We start from the raw sequence: 19,331 nt of genomic DNA, 5'->3' as shown, positions 1-19,331 counted from the left end.
CTTATCTTATGTGAACTTTTTATACCCAAAGGATAAGCCCTGTTTCATATGGTGAAAGTAACCCTGGCATTGTAGGTAAGATACGTATTCCATAAACATTAGGTCCATTATATTTAATATTATATACTCCAGAGAATGTAACCTCTTTACCAGATTGCTGTGATACCATGAGTGTTAACACATCTGGCATTTCTGTAAATGTATTATCTTTTCCAGGACCTATAACAAGTTGAACTAGAAGTTCATCAACTTTCATTGATTCAGGACTAAGCGTTACAGTAATAGTAAGAGGTTCTCCATAAAGCACAGTATCTTCTGTTAAACCTTCAATTTGGACATTACGTATTTTAATGGTAGCAAAGCGTTGTTCAAGTCCTTGTTTCCATTTGGTAATTTGTTTTGGAATAGCAAAGTTATCACCTCTAAAGGTTACCTGATTTTTTGCAAGTGGAAGATAATAATCATCTAAATATTGATGAAGCATTCTTTCAGCATTAAATTCAGGGATAAGGGTTTGCATAGCATTTTTGACCATTGCTATCCATGAAGGAGAAAAGCTATTTGTGTCCTTTTTAAAATATAGTGGAAGTACAGATTCTTCTAAAAGGCTATATAAGGATTCTGCATCACTATAGTCACATTGCTCGGATTCAGGTAATATGTCTACGATTTCTTTGCCAATTGTCCAACCATTATGACTGTTGTAGCCTTCACACCACCATCCATCAGCAATACTAAGATTAAGTCCACCATTAGCACCTACTTTTTGACCACTTGTACCACATGCTTCATATGGCCGACGTGGAGTATTAAGCCAAACATCACAGCCTTGTAGAAGAATTTTTGCAATAGCAAGATTATAATTTTCTATAAAGAATATTTTACCATAAAATCTAGGATCTTTTGTATAGTTTATTACTTGTTTTATAAGATCAATCCCTTGTTGATCAGCTGGATGTGCTTTACCAGCAAAAACAAGAATTGTTGGTTTTTGAGGGTTGTTCAGAATATGGTGTAATCTGTCAGGGTTAGCAAGAATAAGATTAGCTCTTTTATATGGAGCAAAGCGTCTTGCAAATCCAATAATAAGTACATCTTCAGAAAGCTGTTGTATAATACTCTGCTGTTCTTCTGCAAAGATTTTATAGGAGAGGTTAGATGACATAGCCAGATGTTTTATTACATTAAGAAGAGGCTGCTTTTGTTCTAACCTAGCTTTCCATAATTCTTCATCAGGAATTTGTGCAACATTTTTCCATGCCTCATGGGATGTGGGTAGGCTATCCCATAATTCATGCACATACTTTTTGAGAAGTTTTCGTGTATGTTCTCCAACATAAGATGCAATATGTACTCCGTTTGTAACATATCCAATAGGTATTTCAGGAACAGGTAATCCTTTCCAATTATTAGCCCACATATGTTTAGAGACTTGGCTATGTAATCTACTAACTCCATTTACTTTATTTGCATTCCGAATAGCAAGGAGTGTCATTTCAAACATGTTTCTATCATTTGTGGAAAATCTGCCAAGACTCATGAAGTCATTCCATGTAAGGTTGACAGATTTTGCATAATCTGAAAAATATTTTTCCATTAAACTAGGATCAAATCGTTCATTACCAGCATCAACAGGTGTATGTGTAGTAAATACTGTATTACCACGTACACATTCTTGAGCTGTATTGAATGGTAGATTGAACCAAAGCATCAGGTTACGAATTCTTTCTAAAATCATAAAAGCAGAGTGCCCTTCATTCATGTGGTAGATAGAAGGCATAATCTTAAGTAGATTCAATAATCTTACACCACCCATTCCTAATAGAATTTCTTGTCGTATTCTACAGTCTCTATCTGATTCATAAAGTCGTGCTGTAATTCTTCGATCGTCTAGAATATTTTGTGGAATATCAGTGTCAAGTAAGTAGAGTGGTACATGACCTACTTGCATTTTCCATACTTGTGCAAAAAGTTGTCTTCCTGGGAAAAGATCTAGCTCTATTCTAACAGGATCTCCTTGAAGTGTTTTTACAAGAGAAATAGGAAGAAGAGAGAAGTTATTTTCAGGATACATAGCAATTTGATTGCCTTGAGCATCTATTCGTTGTTGGAAATAGCCATTTTTGTATAAAAGTCCTATAGCAACCATGGGAATGTTTAAGTCACTAGCTGCCTTAAGATGATCGCCAGAAAGGATACCTAATCCACCAGAGTAGAGCGGGATGCTCTCATGTAAGCCATATTCTGTAGAGAAATATGCAATAGGATGGTAAGATGAAATAGAAGGATCAGTTGTGTGAGGTTTATTCTTCATATATTCATCAAATTTTGTGATCAATTCGTTATAACATTCCTGTATTTCTGTATTTTTTTCTGCTGCCATAAGGGCTGCAGGGCATATATCTTCAAGCATTTTGAGTGGGTTATGGCCTGATTGTTTCCATAGTTCTTTGCTCAGTAAAGTGAAGATGGTTTCTGCTTCAGGCTGCCAGGTCCACCAAACATTATTCACAACTTCTCTGAGTCGTCCAAGTTTTTGTGGAAGTTGGTTAATTGCTGTAAGCATTCTAAGATTAGGTGTTTTTGATACACCTGTAATAACAAGTGTGTTTGTTTGTTTTTGTGGTTCATGTATGCTGATACGCTCGTTGGCTTTTGCAAGTGCAGAATGATATGATTGAATATAATATGGGAAAAATTTCTCCCATGAACATTCTTCAGAGACTTTACGCACAGCTATTCGATGTTGCATAAGTTTTTCTGATGAACAGGTTGCATATTCCAGTATAACAGATTGAAGTGCATTAACAGTATCGTCATATGGCATATGCAGCCGATGTATGACAGAAATACCATCTGTAACATGGTTATTTTCTTGGAGTTTACGTACCCACATTCCAAAACCTGAAAGATCAGTTGTAACTGTAGGAACGGCATGAGCAGCACTTTCTTGAGGTGTATATCCCCATGGTTCATACCATGATGGGAATACCCCAAGGTCACATCCTGGCAGTACTTGTTCATATTGCATATTAAAGAAACCGTCTTGACCATTAAGAAGCGCAGGTACAAATATAATTTTTACATGGTCTTCTTCATGATTTGTGAGTCCTAATCTCAAACATTTTGTAATAATAGGATCTTGCTCTATATTATAAACATGATGAGTTACAATACGGAGTGGCATAGGAGGAGTAATCATATTTGATTCAAGATGATTCTCTAGGGCATACTTTGTGACACCAGTATGTCCTCCAATAGCTGTACATAATGCAAGAACATATTTATTTGAGTTTCTTAATGCTTGTTCGACATTTCCTAGTGCATCAAGAAAGACATCAAATCCTTTATTATGAAACTCGTATCGACCAGAAATAATCATAATACGTGTATCATTAGGAAGTTGTTGACCAATAAATTGAGAAGCTCGACTAAGGATGGATTGTCTTGCTGTTGTAGTAAGAGAAGTGTCCTTACTAAAGTCAGCTATGATGTGTAAATCTAATCCATTGGGTGTAATAATATCAGGACGACGTCCAAGAAAAGCTTCTGCTTCATCAGCTGTAATTTCACTAACTGTTGTGAAGTAATCTGCCTCACGAGCAGTAATAGATTCCATGGATTGTTTAGCAGTTATATTATAAGCAGCAGCTTCTCTTTGTGGATTTATTTGTGAGAGATTTTCATAAATATCAATGCCTGCACCAGCCATTGATCGTCCAAGAATAGTTGCATGTGTGGTAAAAACTGTTCCTACATCTGGAGCAAGTTGTTTAATAGTGAGTAATCCACTACCACACATCCATTCATGAAAATGAGCAACAGCTGTTCCACCAACAGGTTCTACAAGTGTTTTGACTGCTATATTAATAACTTCGCCACAAGCTGAACCAAACATAACTGGTTCAATATAGTCCCAGCCTCCTGTCATAGAGTCGACACCATATCTATTCCAAAATTCATATAATAATTGATTTTGGTTATATCTATCTTTAAAGTTGACTAGAATAACCTTAGGATTTCCTGGAATATTCCAACGACCAAAACGACAATGAAGACTTCTTATAGCAAGTGATTGGCTTAATGTTTCCCAGCAAGGTTCATCTGTTTCTTGAAAATCTGCATTATTTCCTAAGTTGGGTCCAATAAGATAATAATTGTCTCCAAAAGTCTTTATTGCTTGAGGGACTTTGGTAGTTACTACTGTATAAATCCCTCCGACTTTATTACAGACTTCCCAGCTAACTTCAAAAAGTGTTGTTTGTTCAACTGCCTGCTGCATAACTATTCCTTATAGGTTTTGTAAATTATTGAAGCAAGTTGTAGGTGATAAAAGAGGAGTTACATCGTTATAATGTGCTTTCATGGTATGTTGGTTAGAATAAGTATTACTATTTGGTTGTAGGGTAATTCTGCTTTCAAGATCTGTAAGTATATTCATATAATTAATATAGGCATCATATGGTGATGGGTATGGATTGAAGTATTTATGAACATCTCCATCAGAAAACCATTTTGTGCACATGTAGTAAAAATGATCTGATGTTTGTAGTCGTTTCCATGTATTAAGAATTTGTTCACATCCATATTCCCTTACTAAAGGTTCTAAACGATAAAGACGTTCAATAGCATCTTGTTGCATCTCATTACCTGTCCAGGCTGTTAGATCTCTTTCTGTATCTGCCCAAGAAACAGGATATGGTATGTCAAGCTCTGCAACTGGTGTGAATGTAGTCGCAACTTCTGTAGGTGTTAAAAATTGATTATTTGATTGTAGCAAATAATGTGGTAGTGCTTCCATAAAGGCAAAAATACCTGTATCTGCCCATTGGTGCTCACCAAAGGTTTCATAATCCATAAAGAGATTAATAGTTTCATTTGAACCTCCTGAATCGTTAATCCATTGTGTAAAGCGTTCGGCAGTTAATGGATATCCTATCCAGTCTTTATTTGAAAAACGGAATGCTATATCATCAGAAAGTCTATAGTTTTTAAGAAGAAGTTTAAGATTATTACAGCCCAGAGGACGATAAACATAATTAGGACTTCTCCAGTTAAGAATATGATCAGCTCCTTCAGCCAAAATACCTATGTACCCCATGTTTTCAATACATTTTGCTAGTTCATTTGTGTAAATAAGTTCAGTATTACGGAATACATGGGGGGTAATTTTAAAGAGCTCTTTTATTCTTTGCTGATGAAGTGTCACTTGTTCTTTGAATTCATAAGGTGAAAACATGAAAGCAAGAGAATGATAGTAAGTTTCTGTTAGAAATTCTACACAGCCTGTATCTGCAAGCTCTTGAAATGTTGTAATAACTTCTGGGGAATAGCGTTCGAATTGTTCAAGAGCTGTTCCAGATATAGAAAAACTTATTTTAAATTTTTGATCATATTGATGAATAAGCTTTAGCAAAAGTCTATTCATTGGTAAGTAACAGCCTCTTGCTACTTTATGCATCACATGGCGGTTATGTTCTTCATCCTCATAGAAAGGATTTACGCCAATTTCAAAAAAAGAATAGTTTCTTAGCCTAAAAGGTTGATGTACTTGAAAGTAAAAGCAAATAGAGGGCATAGTTATTGTCCATTTTTGTTAAATTTAGAGTAAATGTGACAAAGTTGTTGAGCTGAATTTTCCCAACGGATACTTTGTAGTTCATTATAAGCTAGTCCCATTATTGATTTCTCAAGTTTTGGATATGTAAGTAAAGAGCAAATTAAATGAGCAAGTCTTTCTATATCCCAGAAGTCTACTTGGAGTGCACTCTTTAATACTTCACTAACTCCGGATTGTTTTGATATAATTACAGGTGTTCCATGTCTTATAGCTTCAAGTGGTGTAATTCCAAATGGTTCAGAAATACTAGGCATAACATATACATTGCTAAGAGAATATATATGTTCAACTTGTTGGTTATGTAAAAAGCCAGTAAAGTGGAAACGACTCCCAAGGCGTAATGAAGCTACTTTACGGATCATTGAGGGTAACATATCCCCGCTACCAGCCATGATAAAACATACATTTTGTAATTTTTTTGAAACAAGATATGCAGCATTTATAAAGTGTTCAGGGGCTTTTTGATGTGTAACTCTTCCAAGGAAGAGTACATACTTTTTGTTTGAATTTCTTTTTTTCTGCCATGTATAATTTCCAGATGCTGGAAGTACAGCATTATGAACAACACTAATTTTTTCTCCTGGAATATGATATTTTTTCATAATAAGATTACGAGTATAGTGGCTGACAGCAATAATATGATCAGCACGCTCAAGACCAACCTTTTCTATATTTAGAATATCTTGATTAGGTGAGTCACCACATCGATCAAATTCTGTAGCATGAACATGGGCAATAAGTGGTTTATTACTAATTTTTTTAGCTATGATTCCAGCAGGGTATGTCATCCAGTCATGGACATGAATAACATCATACATTTCTTCCATAGCTATTTGTGCAGCAGCTTGGCTATAACGGAATACTTCTTCCATTAAGTGTGGACCATATCCACCAGAACAAGGAGGTAAAGCACATGCTGAACTAACTGTAGAGAATTCATTGTGTTCAGTTAAATGATTCTGAGTAGAATAATAAGCAGAAAGTGTTTGACTAAAGGAAACATATGGATGAAGTGTTGCTTTAATAGGACGGATAGAAAAGTTTTTCTTCCAGATTTCTTGAAATTGTTGAGTGAAGTAACCAAGTTGTTTATGTTGTGTAATACAAACATCAGCAGCAGAACGTATTTTAGGAAAATGTTTATTTTGTTCGACATAGCGTGAGCTGTGTTCTGATCGAGGAAGAATAAAGACAATTTTGGCTCCTGATCGAATAAGAGCCTGAGTCATTCCATAACATGCTGTTCCTAATCCTCCACTTAAATATGGAGGAAATTCCCAACCAAACATGAGAATACGCATAATTTATGCTCCTCCAAGTTATTTTAAATATCTTGTTAAGGTTGTTGTATCATAAAGTGGCGCTTCTTTATAAGAAGCTAAATAATTCTTCCATGTTTTAAAAACAGTAGGGAATTCTTTTTCACTACGGTAGAGAAGTCTTATACATTCTCCAATGCTCCAAGCTTGAGCAATACATCCTCTTGGAAGATGTGGGCTATCTCCATCAAAAATTTCAGATATAAAGCCTATACCTGCCTCTTCAAGGTGAATAGTAAACAGTGGAGTAAGAAAGAAAAGAAGTTGTTGTAATGCAAGTTCTGGGAAGGCTGCTGACTGGAGTAATGCATCACCATATGCACCAAGAAGCCATGGCCATACTGTACCTTGATGATATGCTTTATCCCTTTCTTCTTGAGATCCCTCACAGATACCTTTGTAGGCAGGATTAGATGGGTCTAGAGTTCTTAATCCATAGGGTGTAAGTAATGTCGTTGTTACAGTACGTAATACATCTGCATGATATTCTTTTTCAAGAATAGGAAAAGGAAGTGAAATAGCAAATAGTTGATTAGGACGAATAGAAGTGTCTAATAGATTGTTATTCCATACATCACCTAAGTAGTAATATATCCCTTTTGTTAGAAACCGCTCTTTAAAAGCTTGGCGCATAGTATCAAGTGGTTGATAGTAAGTATCAAATGGTTCTTTATAGAGTTTTGCAAGGTATCCTGAAAAGGCTAATGCATTATACCATAGTGCATTAATTTCAACAGGATATCCATTTCTTGGTGTTACAGGGATTCCATTAATGGATGCATCCATCCAAGTTAGTTGTGTTATTGGGGTTCCTGCAGCAATAAGGCCTGATTCATCAATAGTACATCCAGATATTGTTGGATCACGGTAAGCAGTAATAATAGACTTTATGGCACTCCAGCAGTTTTCGTAAATCCATTCTTGTTGTTGAGGTTCAGTGAGCATAAACTGTTGAATGGCCCAAATAAACCATAGTGAAGTATCAATACAATTGAAAGCATGTGATTTGTCATTTCCACCAAAAATATTAGGTATTATACCATAGCGCATTGAATCAATAGCTGTTTTGATAACCTTTTTACCAAGTTCAATATTATTTGTGCAGAATGAAAGACCTGGCAAACTAATACAGGTATCTCTTCCCCATGAATCAAACCAATGATATCCAGCAACAATATTGCTATTTTCTTTTGAAATAGTCGTAAAAAGTTGTTCGCCTGCATTATATAGTGTCGTTGTAATAGAGTGTTCTGAAGAGTTAATTTGTTGATGGCGTATTACTTCATTATTCCATAAAATAATGGGATTTTCAGTTGTAGTTAGGAGTTTAGTACTAAAACTTATGATAACAGGAGCATAGGGTTGCAAGTCTATATGTAATTCTCCAGGAACAAAAAGATCTTCTTTGTAAGGATAGCCACGTTCTTTTTCTATAGGGTACTCAATAGCATAGTACCAGTTTGGTGTATAAATAAATGAGTGTGGATCAAAGGATTGAACAAATAGTGTTGGAAGAGACTCATAAGGTTTTATTGAAAAACCATTATAGACTGTTTCTACATCTTTACGTAATATGTCGTTGGCAGTTGATAGCTTGTGTATACTTCTAAAGGCTAATAAAGGCCTAATTCTTAATGTATGACGCTTATTGTTAGCACCATAGAGGGTATAACGTACAAGTGTTGTATTTTGATCACCAAGGAGCATTATTTCTCGACAGATTTGTATATCGTCTAATGTATATATACATTGAGGACAATAGGTTATCCCTGTGGAAATAAGGTGTTTAAGTCCATCTGGATAAACAATATTTTCATGTTCACGAGAAGATATTTCATAAGTTATGTCATTAGTTATTATTGCATCTTCTAAGGTTGAAACAAGTAAGTGGCGTCCATGTGGTTGTTCAAGATTTGCAATAAGTAATCCATGGTATTTCCGAGTGTTTTTAAAACTAAGCGTACTTGAAGAATAATCTCCCAAAATATTTGTTTCTAGCCACTCATTGTTTTGTATGGCTTGTAGTGTTTGATCTGAAACATGCGTGTGGTAGCGCATAAGTGTTTCTCCTGAAGCAAGAGTATAAAGAAAGAAAAAAAATGTATTTCAATATACTGATATAAGTATTAAATTGTACATTTATTTACAAAATAAAGATACACTTTTCTATCTATTTATTGTGATATAGTTTTTTATATAAAAATTTTATTATATATAATTATAATATTCAAATTTTATAAAAAAATAGTAACTAAAATAAAAAGTAATATTTTTTAAGTTAAAAAATATTAATTAAAGTAAAAAATATTTACTCTTATAGATTAAGACAGTATAAAATTATTTATTGTATTGCTACTATTTTGTATTATATATTTTCACCATTATGAAAAAGAAACATTTTTCTCTGGAATATAATAAACGAATCCTTAGAATGTCTTCTATTAAAGAGCAGATAGAGACATTTTTATTAGATTTAAGTAGTGGTTCAGAAGAAAAACTTTTAGTGGAACTATGGAGGAATTGGAGTATGGTAATGGGACCATACTTAGAAGGTATTGCTTATCCTTTGGGTAGACGTGAAAAAACATTGATTGTTGGTGGAGAGGATACAATGGCTTTACAAGAACTAGCCTATATGAAGGAAGAGTTACTTGAGAGAGTAAATGCCTTTATGGATAGAACTTTTTTTGATAAGGTTGATTTACAGTTGTGTATGGGAAGGCAGTTAGTTTATAAAAAACAAGTAAATCAAAGAAATATACCTAGAAAATTAAAGATTCCAAGGCAGCATGCTGCTGAACAAAGTGATTCTTTGGTTTTGGATAGTAATTCTCCTATTAGTAGATGTTATAAAACTTACCTACGTATGGGGGATACCTAATTTAGGAAATTAACTAAAATTATTTTGATTTATTGGAGAGACAATGGAATCTTATCTAGCAATTGAATTTCTAAATAAGCTAACTTTATCTATAGGTTTTCCTTTGTTTTTTTTGCTAGCTTCTGCATTATTGCCAATTATTGTTTGTTTTACCATAGTATTTGGTATAGTTAAACAAAGTAAGCTCTATATACAATGTGCATATCAATTAATGTACTTAGGAGTTATTTTAACAAGTATCTTTGTTCTTATATTACTTTTAGTTACAGGAATATATTATTCTGATATTCAACATTTTCTTCCAATATATCAATATATATTTTGGGTAACGTGTAGTATTTTTTATCTAGGATTTATCTTTCAGCTTATTTGTATTGTTTTATGGTATAGGTTAATTGGATCGCCTATTTTATATATACTATTAAGTTTTTTATCAGGAATATGTTATTCTAGCTTTATAATCATCTCTATATTTTTATTTGGGTATATCTTTTCAGGAGACTTTGTAGCATTAGAACGTGAGACTGATTTTAGTATTATAGTTGGATTGATTTTTCCATCTTTGACGAGTCCATTATGGCTTATTGTATTTATTACACATTTTATTGAAGCTGCTGCTGCTGCTGGAATTGCTTTAGTTTGGCTATGGATACGACGCAATAAAGATAATTTTGGCCGTGATTACTATGTAGTTGCTGCAAACTGGTGTGGTGTTTGGGCGGCCTATGGTGCTTGGATATTTTTAATAAGTTTCATAGTATTTATGCTGTATAACGTTGTAATATCTCTTATAGTTATAGGGTGGCCTATAGCTACAGTCAGTGTTGGTTTAGGCCTCATTTCAGCTCTTATTTGGACAAAAATTGCATTGAGTAATAATCCAATGAGACATAAGTTATCTATGATTTTTGCTATAGTATTTTTTGTTTATAGCATGACTTTTGGTAGTAGTGTAGTTTTTATTCAGTAATTATAAATATACTATTACAACATATCTAATAGTTGATTATACATATTGTTAGGTTAATAGATTCCTGTCATTTTACTATTACACTATCTGTAATAAAAGCCATTCAATTTGAATGGCTTTTATTACAGATAGAATGATTGCCTGGTAAAGGTCAAATTATTGTTTTACAGCTTCTTTAAGAGCCTTACCTGGTGTAAATTTTACGACCTTACAAGCAGGTATATTAATTTCTTTTCCTGTCCGAGGATTTCTACCTTTTCGTGGTGCACGTTGTGAAAGTTTAAAACTTCCAAATCCAGTAAAAGTGACAGGAGAACCAGAAGCAATAGCTTCGGTAAGGACTTTAATAATAGCATCAAAGGTTTCTTCTGTTTTTGTTTTTGTGGGAAGTCCTGCTTTTGCATGGATCATATCAACAAGTTCTGCTTTGGTCATAAACTGCTCCATTATTTATAAAGTAAACCAAACTCTACAGAGTTTTTTGCAACGTATTCTTCTTATTGTCAATAAAAACCTTAGTCATAGATTTAATGTATTATATGTTATAAAAAATTTGTTTATAGTAGTATTATATATTTCTTAATAAAGATAGGTTTAGTTAACTTGTTATTATATTTATTTTATTTGATAAAAATATAAATTACAACATTACTAATGGGTATTTAGTAGAATAGATCCATGTAAGTTCATGTTTGTTATATGATAAATGTATGAGGTAAGATGATTGAATTTTTTTAAAGCAAGAAAGAGTACTATTACTAGGTTTTCCTTGAAGTTTTAAAGTGCAGATTATTGTGTGACAGTTTTTATTAATAATCCATGGTTGGATAAAGTTATAAAGTTTGTTTGGATAACAAGCCATATCTGAGAATATCCAATCAACATTACCAATATGAAGAGGAGTAAATCTAAAGCCACTTCCTGTATAATGTTCTACATTAGGAAGAGAAGATATATGTGAAGCTAATGGTGCTTTATCAATACTAATAACACTACTACCAAGCTTAGCAAGAACCCATGTCCAACCCCCAGGAGATGCCCCAAGATCAATACATAACTCTTTATAAGATGGAACAAAAGAAAAGCGTGTAAAAACCTCCCAAAGTTTAAGATATGCTCTACTTGGTGGTTCTATTTTATTTTCATGAAATGTAATAACTCCATCAGGAAATACTGATGAACAGTCTGGTGATGCTAGGATGATGTCTTTTTCCCATAAAGTCCAACTTCCAAGAGGTGTTTGAGGAGGTATTTCTCCAAAGTGAAGCTTTTTGGCTGAAACATAAGGTAATTGTTGTTGAATTAATGTTGCACGTCGATGATGGTTTTCAGAATGTAACCACCAATTTCTTTGAATAGATAAAAGTTTTTTTGCTCCATCTGTAATAGAGCTTATTGGGATAAATCTTGGACTTAACCATGTATTTTGTGCCCATGCAAATTTTTTAGGAGAACCTTTTACAAGTATAAGATGACCTTTACTACAAATAATATTTGTATTTATTTCATCAATAAGTTCTTGTAAAAAACCATGTGGAGCTAAATATACAGTAAACGTTTCATTCATAAAAAGGTTTTTTATAAGTTAGATATTGTTAATTAATGTTAGGTCATATATAACTATTTTTAACCATGGGTATAGAGTGTATTATACCTATCTTCTTATATTATAGTTAAAGTTGCAACATAGAAGAAAATCTATTTTTTCTAGCTAAGAGTAAGAAGGTTATTTTTTATGTTAGAAAGAAAAGATCATTCTATATTAGAGTTGAATTTTTTTGTTATTTAAGAATGCTATTCTGTTTATTAGGTTATAATTATGACAATTCTTCATAAAAAAGTAGGAGGAGTGTTGAGTAGTGGTACACCATGTCTTCCTGTTAGTAATCGTATATGTAATTTTGATGAAGTTGCAATTGGATATACAGATGAACAAGCAAAGATAGAAGCATCAAGGTGTCTTCAGTGTAAGAGACCACGCTGTAAGCAAGCTTGTCCTGCTCAGGTACGTATCCCAGAATTTATTGCTGCATTATTAAGTGGAGATTTAAAAGAAGCATACAGAATTATTCGCACAACTAATAGTCTACCTGCAATTTGTGGAAGAGTTTGTCCTCAAGATACACAGTGTGAAGGTTCTTGTGTTCTAAAGGCAAAAGGTAATCCTGTATGTATTGGTCGTTTAGAAAGATATGTAGCAGATTCTATATTAAATATGGAAGTTGGATTATATGTTGGTTTGAATGAATATGATGCAAAGCCTCCTGTAGTTACACATTGTAAAGTCGCATGTATTGGTTCTGGACCGGCATCACTTACGGCTGCAGGTTATCTTATAGCTCAGGGCATTGGTGTTACAATTTTTGACCCATGCTATGAACATGGAGGTATACTTACCTATGGTATACCTACTTTTCGGTTGCCTAATACGGTTGTTAGTGATGAAATTAAAGCATTACGTAGTATGGGTGTGACATTTAGTACACAGGGTATAGGGGATACTTTAACTATTCAACATCTTTTTGATGAAGGATACAAAGCTATTTTTATTGGTATAGGTGCTGGACTATCATGTCAGTTAGGTATTCCTGGTGAAGATATTTCTGGAGTTTTTTTAGCTACCAAGTATCTAAAAGATATAAAAGTCAATCAGTCAGACAAGGAACGTTTACTATCGGTACAAAATAATTATCTAGGACGTTCTGTAACAGTTTTTGGAGCTGGTAATGTAGCTATGGATGCTTCACGTACAGCTATCCGCCTTGGAGCAGAAAAAGTACATATCATATATAGACGTACAAAGTCAGAAATGCCAGCAAGAGATGAAGAGATTGCATATGCTGAAGAAGAAGGTGTAAACATTATGGAGTTAGTAGCTCCTGTTGCTTTTCACAAAGATAAAAATAACAAATTATGTTCTGTAACCTTGCAAAGAATGACTCTTGGAGAACCTGATGCCTCTGGCCGTAGATGTGCTATACCTATAAAAGGGGAGCTGTTTGAATATACAACAGATCTTGCTATTATTGCTATTGGAAGTAAACCAAACCAAAGATTATTAGAGAAAATACAAGGTCTTAAACTTACGCATGAAGGATATATTCTCACAGATGAGGTTGGGGAAACATCTATTCCTAATGTCTTTGCTGGAGGCGATATTGTCACTGGTGCACAGACTGTCGTATTAGCAATGGATGCTGGAAGGAAAGCAGCTCAAGCAATTTCAAAACGACTATTAGAAAAATAACTATTCTTCAATGAATTATAACTTATAAAAGATACTACCTTTATATTAGTATAGACTCTAAAGAATTACTTATTATAATGACTATAAGAAGAAAAGAGGATATTAAGAATTTTATATAAGAGGTCTATCACTATGTATGAGCCAATAGTATAGCTTGACGTAATTCTTGTATACGTAAAGGTATATTAGGAGCACTAAGAATTTCTGAGACAAGTGCGCAACACTTTGCACCATGTTGAATGACTTCTTGGATATTATGTTGCTTGATACCACCAATAGCAACAAAAGGAATAGCTATATGGCTGACAACCCAATCAAGATAGCTAATTGTAACAGGTTCACATACGTCTTTTTTAGTTTTTGTAGGGTAGAGAGGTCCGACACCAATATAGTCAGCGCCCATTTCAATAGCTTTTTGAGCCTGTTGTGGGCTATGGGTTGACAGTCCAATAATTTTTTCTTTTCCTATAAGCTCCCGTACTTTATCAACTGGGAGATCATCCTGTCCAAGGTGGACTCCATCAGCATTACATAGTACTGCAATATCTACATGATCATTTACAATAAAACATGCATTAGCTTCTTCTGTTAATTTTTTGATCGTTATACAGTCCTTAAGCATACTGTTTGAAGACTTATTTTTTTCACGATATTGGATAATCCTTATTCCAGCATCTAATAGTTGTTTAACAACTTCTATAACAGACCTGTTAAAAGAAAGTGCATCATCTGTAATTGCATAAAGATCTGCATCTAAAGATGATCCAGGAAGAATGTATGCCATTATTATTTCTTTTGTTTGATCATTAAATAGTATGAGATATACTAATTATAGTTATATGAGGGTGGAATATTAAATATTAAGTAAAGCTTTAGCAAATTTTTCTCCGTTGAATGGCTGTAGATCTTCCATTTTTTCTCCAAGGCCAACATAGGTAATAGGAATACCATACTGTAGAGAAACAGCAATAGCTACACCACCTTTGGCAGTACCATCAAGTTTAGTGACAATTATTTCATCAATTCCTGTGGATTCTTTAAAGACTTTTGTTTGTTGTAATGCATTTTGTCCAGTTGTAGCATCAATAATTAAAATTGTCCTATGTGGTGCTCCAGGATGTTTTTTAGCAATAACATTACGAATTTTTGAGAGTTCATCCATGAGGTTTGTTTTTGTATGCAGACGTCCGGCTGTATCTATAAGAACAACATCAAACTGTTTTTGGATTGCATGTTCTACAGCTTCCCATGCAACAGCAGCAGGATCAGCTCCTGTTCCTTTGGTATAAAATACAATGCCAATACGTTGAGCCCATACTTCTAATTGTTCTATAGCTGCAGCACGGAATGTGTCTGCTGCAGCAAGTAGGACTTTTTTCCCTTGTAAATGCATTCGATATGCTAGTTTTGCAATAGTGGTTGTTTTACCTACCCCATTAACACCAATAAGCAAGATAACTTCAGGAGGATTGATAGCTAAAACACGAGGAGAAATTTTTAAAATAATTTCTAATTCATTAGCAAGTAAAGGAGAAAGCTCTTCTGGTATAGAAATATTAGCTTTGGTGGCCCGTATCTTAAGACGGGATGTTAACATTTCTGCTGTTTCTACACCCATATCTGAAAGAATAAAAAGTTCTTCTAGTTCATCCCAAAAGTCGTTAGATAATTTTTTATGATGAGAAAAAACAGTTTTTAGTCCTTGGCTAAGATGTTCTCTTGTTTTAGCAAGTCCTGTATGTATTTTGGTTAGTAATCTATTTTGCTCACTTTCTTCATCTTCTAATTCAAGAGTGAGAGATAATCTATATTGAAGTTCAGAACGAAAATCACTTAATTTTGTATAGCCTAGATCCATTGACCATTGTTGAAAGTTTTGAGTAAAAGCTCTGGCTTCATTTTCAGAAACTCCTAAGGTAACAAGTAAAAAGGTAACACGTTCCCATAGTTGTTCATTTGCATGAGTGATCCCTTTAAGTGTTAAATCTAACCAAAGAGAGAGCTGAGGTTTTGCTTGCCGTAATGATATAATAAGTTGCTCTTTCCAGCCATTGTTAGCAGTTGTTGTGGATGGTTGGAGCTCTATATTTAACTTTGTAGAATTAGTTACCTTACTATTAGATGATAATAATGCATTTTTTAAGGAGGAAAAGAAGCCCATAGATAAACCTTGAATGGTAGAAGTGATAAGTTTAATGTTGCTCAAATAGTATATACGTTATTATTACTAGAAGTAAAAGGATTGTATCATAGTTAATGTTAGGGAAGAAAAGATACCTAGATCCATTGTTAGTCTTCATTAACAGCCTTGTTTGTTTGAGGAATTTTATCTAGGTTAAACATCTGCCGTGCTAAGGTTATATGGTTAGTGTCAATAGTTCGATGAGCACATTTTAAATAACTTATAGGATCATGGGTAAGTTTTCGAATGAGAGCATCGATCATAGTTTCTAATGCTTCTCGAGTTTTTCTATCAACAGGACCAATCTTTTTTAATGTTCTTTCAAGTTCTTCTTCTGCATAAGTAGAAAAGCGTTTTCGTAAGTCAACAATAGTGGGTTGTAAAATAAGAGCTTGTAACCATGCACAAAAAGAGTCAATTTCATCTTGTATTATATGCTTTGCCTTTATAGCTTCATCTTGTCGTTGTACAATATTATCTTCAACAATTTCTTTAAGATCATCAATGTCATAAAGGTAGATATTATCTAGCTGATGAACATTAGGATCAATATCTCTAGGAACAGCAATGTCAATAAAAAGCATGGGATAATGTTTTCTTTTACTGAGTATGTTTTTAATATCATTGAAGTGAATGATGGTTTGAGGAGCTCCTGTAGAACTTATAACAATATCTACTTCTGCAAGATAGGTAACAAGTTTTTCAAAAGGAATAGCTTCTCCTCTAAACTGAGAAGCTAGTTCTTGTGCTTGACTATATGTTCTATTAACAATTTTTAGTTGTTGAATACCTGCTTGCATTAAATGCATTGCAGCAAGCTCAGCCATTTCTCCTGCACCAATAAGCATAGCTTTATATTGATTCATAGTACCAAAGATTTTTTTGGCAAGTTTTACAGCAGCATAGCTTATTGATACTGCATTAGAAGCAATAGATGTTTCTGTACGGACACGTTTAGCAACAGAAAAAGCTTTATGAAGAAGTCTATTAAGGATTGTTTTTGAAGCTCCAGCTATTGTTGCAAGTTTATATGCGTCTTTTAATTGACCTAGTATTTGAGGTTCGCCTAACACCATAGAGTCTAAACTTGAAGCCACACAGAAGAGATGTGAAATTGCTGAGCGCCCTTGGTAAGTATATGTGTGTGGAACAAGCTCTTCTATAGAACGTGTTTTTACTTTTGCCCAAGCAGAAAGAATAATTTCAGGTGTGTTACTATCACCAACAGCAAGAATTTCTACACGATTACAAGTAGAAAGGATAAGAGATTCTTGAATACCTTTTATTAATGGAATTGCCCAATCGTCTTTTGAGCAATGCTCCGTTAGTGCAAAGCATTCTCGGACATCAATACTTGCTGTACGATGGTTCATGCCTATAAGATAAATATGTTGTTCCATATCTTCTCAGCATCTTCTCAACGTAAAAATTGTGATAGGTTTCTGTAAAAAAGTTAACCACAACAAGAGAAAAAACGCAAATACAGAAAATCCAAATAGCTAATATAGCAGGTTTACGTCCTTGCCATCCATGAGTAAAGCGTTGGTAAAAAAGCCATGCATATAAACACCAGGCAATAAGACTTATAACCTCTTTAGGATCAAAAACAAAAAGATTACCCCATGTTAGACGGGCAGAAACAATACCAAATAATATTCCTATACTAAATAATGGAAAACCTATCATAACAGATAAAGCATTAATCTTGTCAAGGATTGTAAGAGCTGGAATATCTTTTTGAAATCCTATTAGAGGTATTTTCTTTTTGATACTTTTTTCTTGTAGTAAGAAAAGAATGCTAGCTCCAAAACCAAGAGATGTTAGACCAATGCTTAAAAACATAGCAGTAATATGGACAGCAAAGGTTATACCTGGAAGTGCAGGAGGAAGTGGCATTTTGGTATGGCGTAATAATAATGCAAATAGAAATATGAGAAGAGCCAGTGGAACCATAGGAAGAAGCAAGGTTTCATATTTACAATAAATCCAAATAATAAGAGCAATAAAGATTATAAGCCATGAAAGAATAAACATGTAAACAGGTTGTGTGAAAGTAGAGAAAGGTGTTTCCCATAGTAAAATGAGTAGAGCAGTATGAGTTATAACCCCTAAAAAGATAAGCCAGAAAGCAATTCTAGTTAACCATTTAGTTTGAGATAATACTCCAGATACAATAGTGATTGTGCCTAGTGCATAAAAGTGAACAATGATTATTGGAAGTAATTCAGACCAGCTCATGAAGTAATTCCATAATATGTATTTGTAAGTGGTTAGGAAGTGTATTTTTTAATATTTCTTCGCATTGAAGACGATTTTTTTGTTGAATAGCATCAGAGAGTGCAGAATCAAGAATGTTATTAAATAATGTTGTATTATCTAAGGTAATATTAGATGTTTTAAGAACTAGTGGTCTTAACCTTGATAGAAGTGTGACTATAGGTGTGTATCGATCTCCAAGCCATTCTGTAATATCTTTACGTAGTTTTTTAGATAAAGCAGGGCTATTACCATTTGTTGAAATAGCAATAGAAATACCATTTTTTTCAACAATTGAAGGAACTATAAAGGTTCCTTTACTGGGTGCATCAGCAATATTACATAAAATACCTTTTAAATTACAATAGGTAGCAATAGATTGATTAAGTTTTTTATCATTTGTGGCTGCAAAAACTAACGTCTTTTCTAATATATCTTCAGTAATAAATGTTCGTTGTTTGTAACATACAGTTTTTTCTTTAAGCAATGCTTTAAGTTCTTGTCCTGGTGGTAAAGGATCAACAATAAGAATATGTTTTGTATGAGCTTTAATAAGGCTATACAATTTCCGTCTACCAACATTACCAGCACCAACAATAAGACAGTTTGCAGAAGTAAGATCAATAAAGAGAGGATAATACTGCATAGTATGATATTTACATCTGATTATTACATGTTCTTTTTGTTATATTTGATGGTAATACCTTTTTACCCACAATCAACTATTCTTAACTATATGTATTTTTATACGCTAAACAAGATAAGAAGAAAAATCCAGTATCATTTATTATCTTTTTATGAATAAATATTGTCCTAGTATTCATAAGATAAATAATAATAATAATAATAAGTTATA

General features: G+C 33.6%; 14 protein-coding genes. 3 read left to right on the top strand and 11 right to left on the bottom strand.

Annotated elements, in window-relative coordinates; translation table 11 throughout:
* Positions 1-19 precede the first annotated feature (19 nt).
* From glgP to LI_RS01820, 4 genes are read right to left on the bottom strand one after another with little or no spacing between them, the layout of a single operon-like run.
* Positions 20-4,282, bottom strand: coding sequence for an alpha-glucan family phosphorylase (glgP, locus tag LI_RS01835; RefSeq protein WP_011526417.1), 4,263 nt, complete (start codon positions 4,280-4,282; stop codon positions 20-22).
* A 9-nt stretch (positions 4,283-4,291) separates the two neighbouring features.
* Positions 4,292-5,578, bottom strand: a complete 1,287-nt coding sequence (locus LI_RS01830; protein WP_011526416.1) for a glycoside hydrolase family 57 protein — start codon at positions 5,576-5,578, stop codon at positions 4,292-4,294.
* 2 nt (positions 5,579-5,580) lie between these two features.
* Complete coding sequence (locus LI_RS01825; protein ID WP_011526415.1) at positions 5,581-6,921, bottom strand: glycosyltransferase; 1,341 nt, start codon at positions 6,919-6,921, stop codon at positions 5,581-5,583.
* 18 nt (positions 6,922-6,939) lie between these two features.
* Entirely contained in the window at positions 6,940-8,997 is a 2,058-nt protein-coding gene (locus tag LI_RS01820) for an amylo-alpha-1,6-glucosidase (RefSeq protein ID WP_011526414.1), read from the bottom strand.
* Between the two features lie 373 nt (positions 8,998-9,370).
* On the opposite strand from LI_RS01820, the gene LI_RS01815 reads away from it, so the two are divergent.
* Entirely contained in the window at positions 9,371-9,820 is a 450-nt protein-coding gene (locus LI_RS01815; protein WP_011526413.1) for a DciA family protein, read from the top strand.
* 43 nt (positions 9,821-9,863) lie between these two features.
* The gene (locus tag LI_RS01810) at positions 9,864-10,790 is read left to right on the top strand and encodes a hypothetical protein (protein WP_011526412.1); all 927 of its coding nucleotides are present in this window, start codon (positions 9,864-9,866) and stop codon (positions 10,788-10,790) included.
* A 156-nt stretch (positions 10,791-10,946) separates the two neighbouring features.
* Here the strand turns inward: LI_RS01810 and LI_RS01805 are convergent, their stop codons facing one another.
* Entirely contained in the window at positions 10,947-11,225 is a 279-nt protein-coding gene (locus tag LI_RS01805) for an HU family DNA-binding protein (RefSeq protein WP_015353721.1), read from the bottom strand.
* A 205-nt stretch (positions 11,226-11,430) separates the two neighbouring features.
* Positions 11,431-12,357, bottom strand: a complete 927-nt coding sequence (locus LI_RS01800; RefSeq protein ID WP_011526411.1) for an SAM-dependent methyltransferase — start codon at positions 12,355-12,357, stop codon at positions 11,431-11,433.
* A 252-nt stretch (positions 12,358-12,609) separates the two neighbouring features.
* On the opposite strand from LI_RS01800, the gene LI_RS01795 reads away from it, so the two are divergent.
* Complete coding sequence (locus LI_RS01795) at positions 12,610-14,037, top strand: NAD(P)-dependent oxidoreductase (RefSeq protein WP_011526410.1); 1,428 nt, start codon at positions 12,610-12,612, stop codon at positions 14,035-14,037.
* Between the two features lie 130 nt (positions 14,038-14,167).
* On the opposite strand, the gene thiE is transcribed toward LI_RS01795, so the two are convergent.
* The 5 genes from thiE to LI_RS01770 form a co-directional block, all read right to left on the bottom strand.
* A complete protein-coding gene (thiE, locus tag LI_RS01790; protein WP_011526409.1) occupies positions 14,168-14,821 on the bottom strand; it encodes a thiamine phosphate synthase in 654 nt (217 codons plus the stop codon).
* Between the two features lie 69 nt (positions 14,822-14,890).
* Positions 14,891-16,198 carry a signal recognition particle-docking protein FtsY gene (ftsY, locus tag LI_RS01785; protein ID WP_011526408.1) on the bottom strand — a complete coding sequence of 436 codons (1,308 nt, stop codon included), beginning with the start codon at positions 16,196-16,198 and terminating at the stop codon, positions 14,891-14,893.
* A 128-nt stretch (positions 16,199-16,326) separates the two neighbouring features.
* Positions 16,327-17,619, bottom strand: coding sequence for a glutamyl-tRNA reductase (hemA, locus tag LI_RS01780; protein ID WP_041817038.1), 1,293 nt, complete (start codon positions 17,617-17,619; stop codon positions 16,327-16,329).
* Positions 17,567-18,457 (bottom strand): cytochrome c biogenesis protein CcsA, encoded by an 891-nt coding sequence (ccsA, locus tag LI_RS01775; protein ID WP_011526406.1) that lies wholly within the window; start codon positions 18,455-18,457, stop codon positions 17,567-17,569. Before ccsA ends, hemA begins: the two co-directional genes overlap by 53 nt.
* Complete coding sequence (locus LI_RS01770) at positions 18,444-19,121, bottom strand: precorrin-2 dehydrogenase/sirohydrochlorin ferrochelatase family protein (RefSeq protein WP_011526405.1); 678 nt, start codon at positions 19,119-19,121, stop codon at positions 18,444-18,446. The genes ccsA and LI_RS01770 overlap by 14 nt, the downstream gene beginning before the upstream one ends.
* Positions 19,122-19,331 lie beyond the last annotated feature (210 nt).

Source organism: Lawsonia intracellularis PHE/MN1-00, assembly GCF_000055945.1.
Taxonomy (GTDB): Bacteria; Desulfobacterota; Desulfovibrionia; order Desulfovibrionales; family Desulfovibrionaceae; genus Bilophila; species Bilophila intracellularis.
Note: the sequence above shows the minus strand (reverse complement) of the source record. Positions and strands in the feature narration are given on the sequence as shown.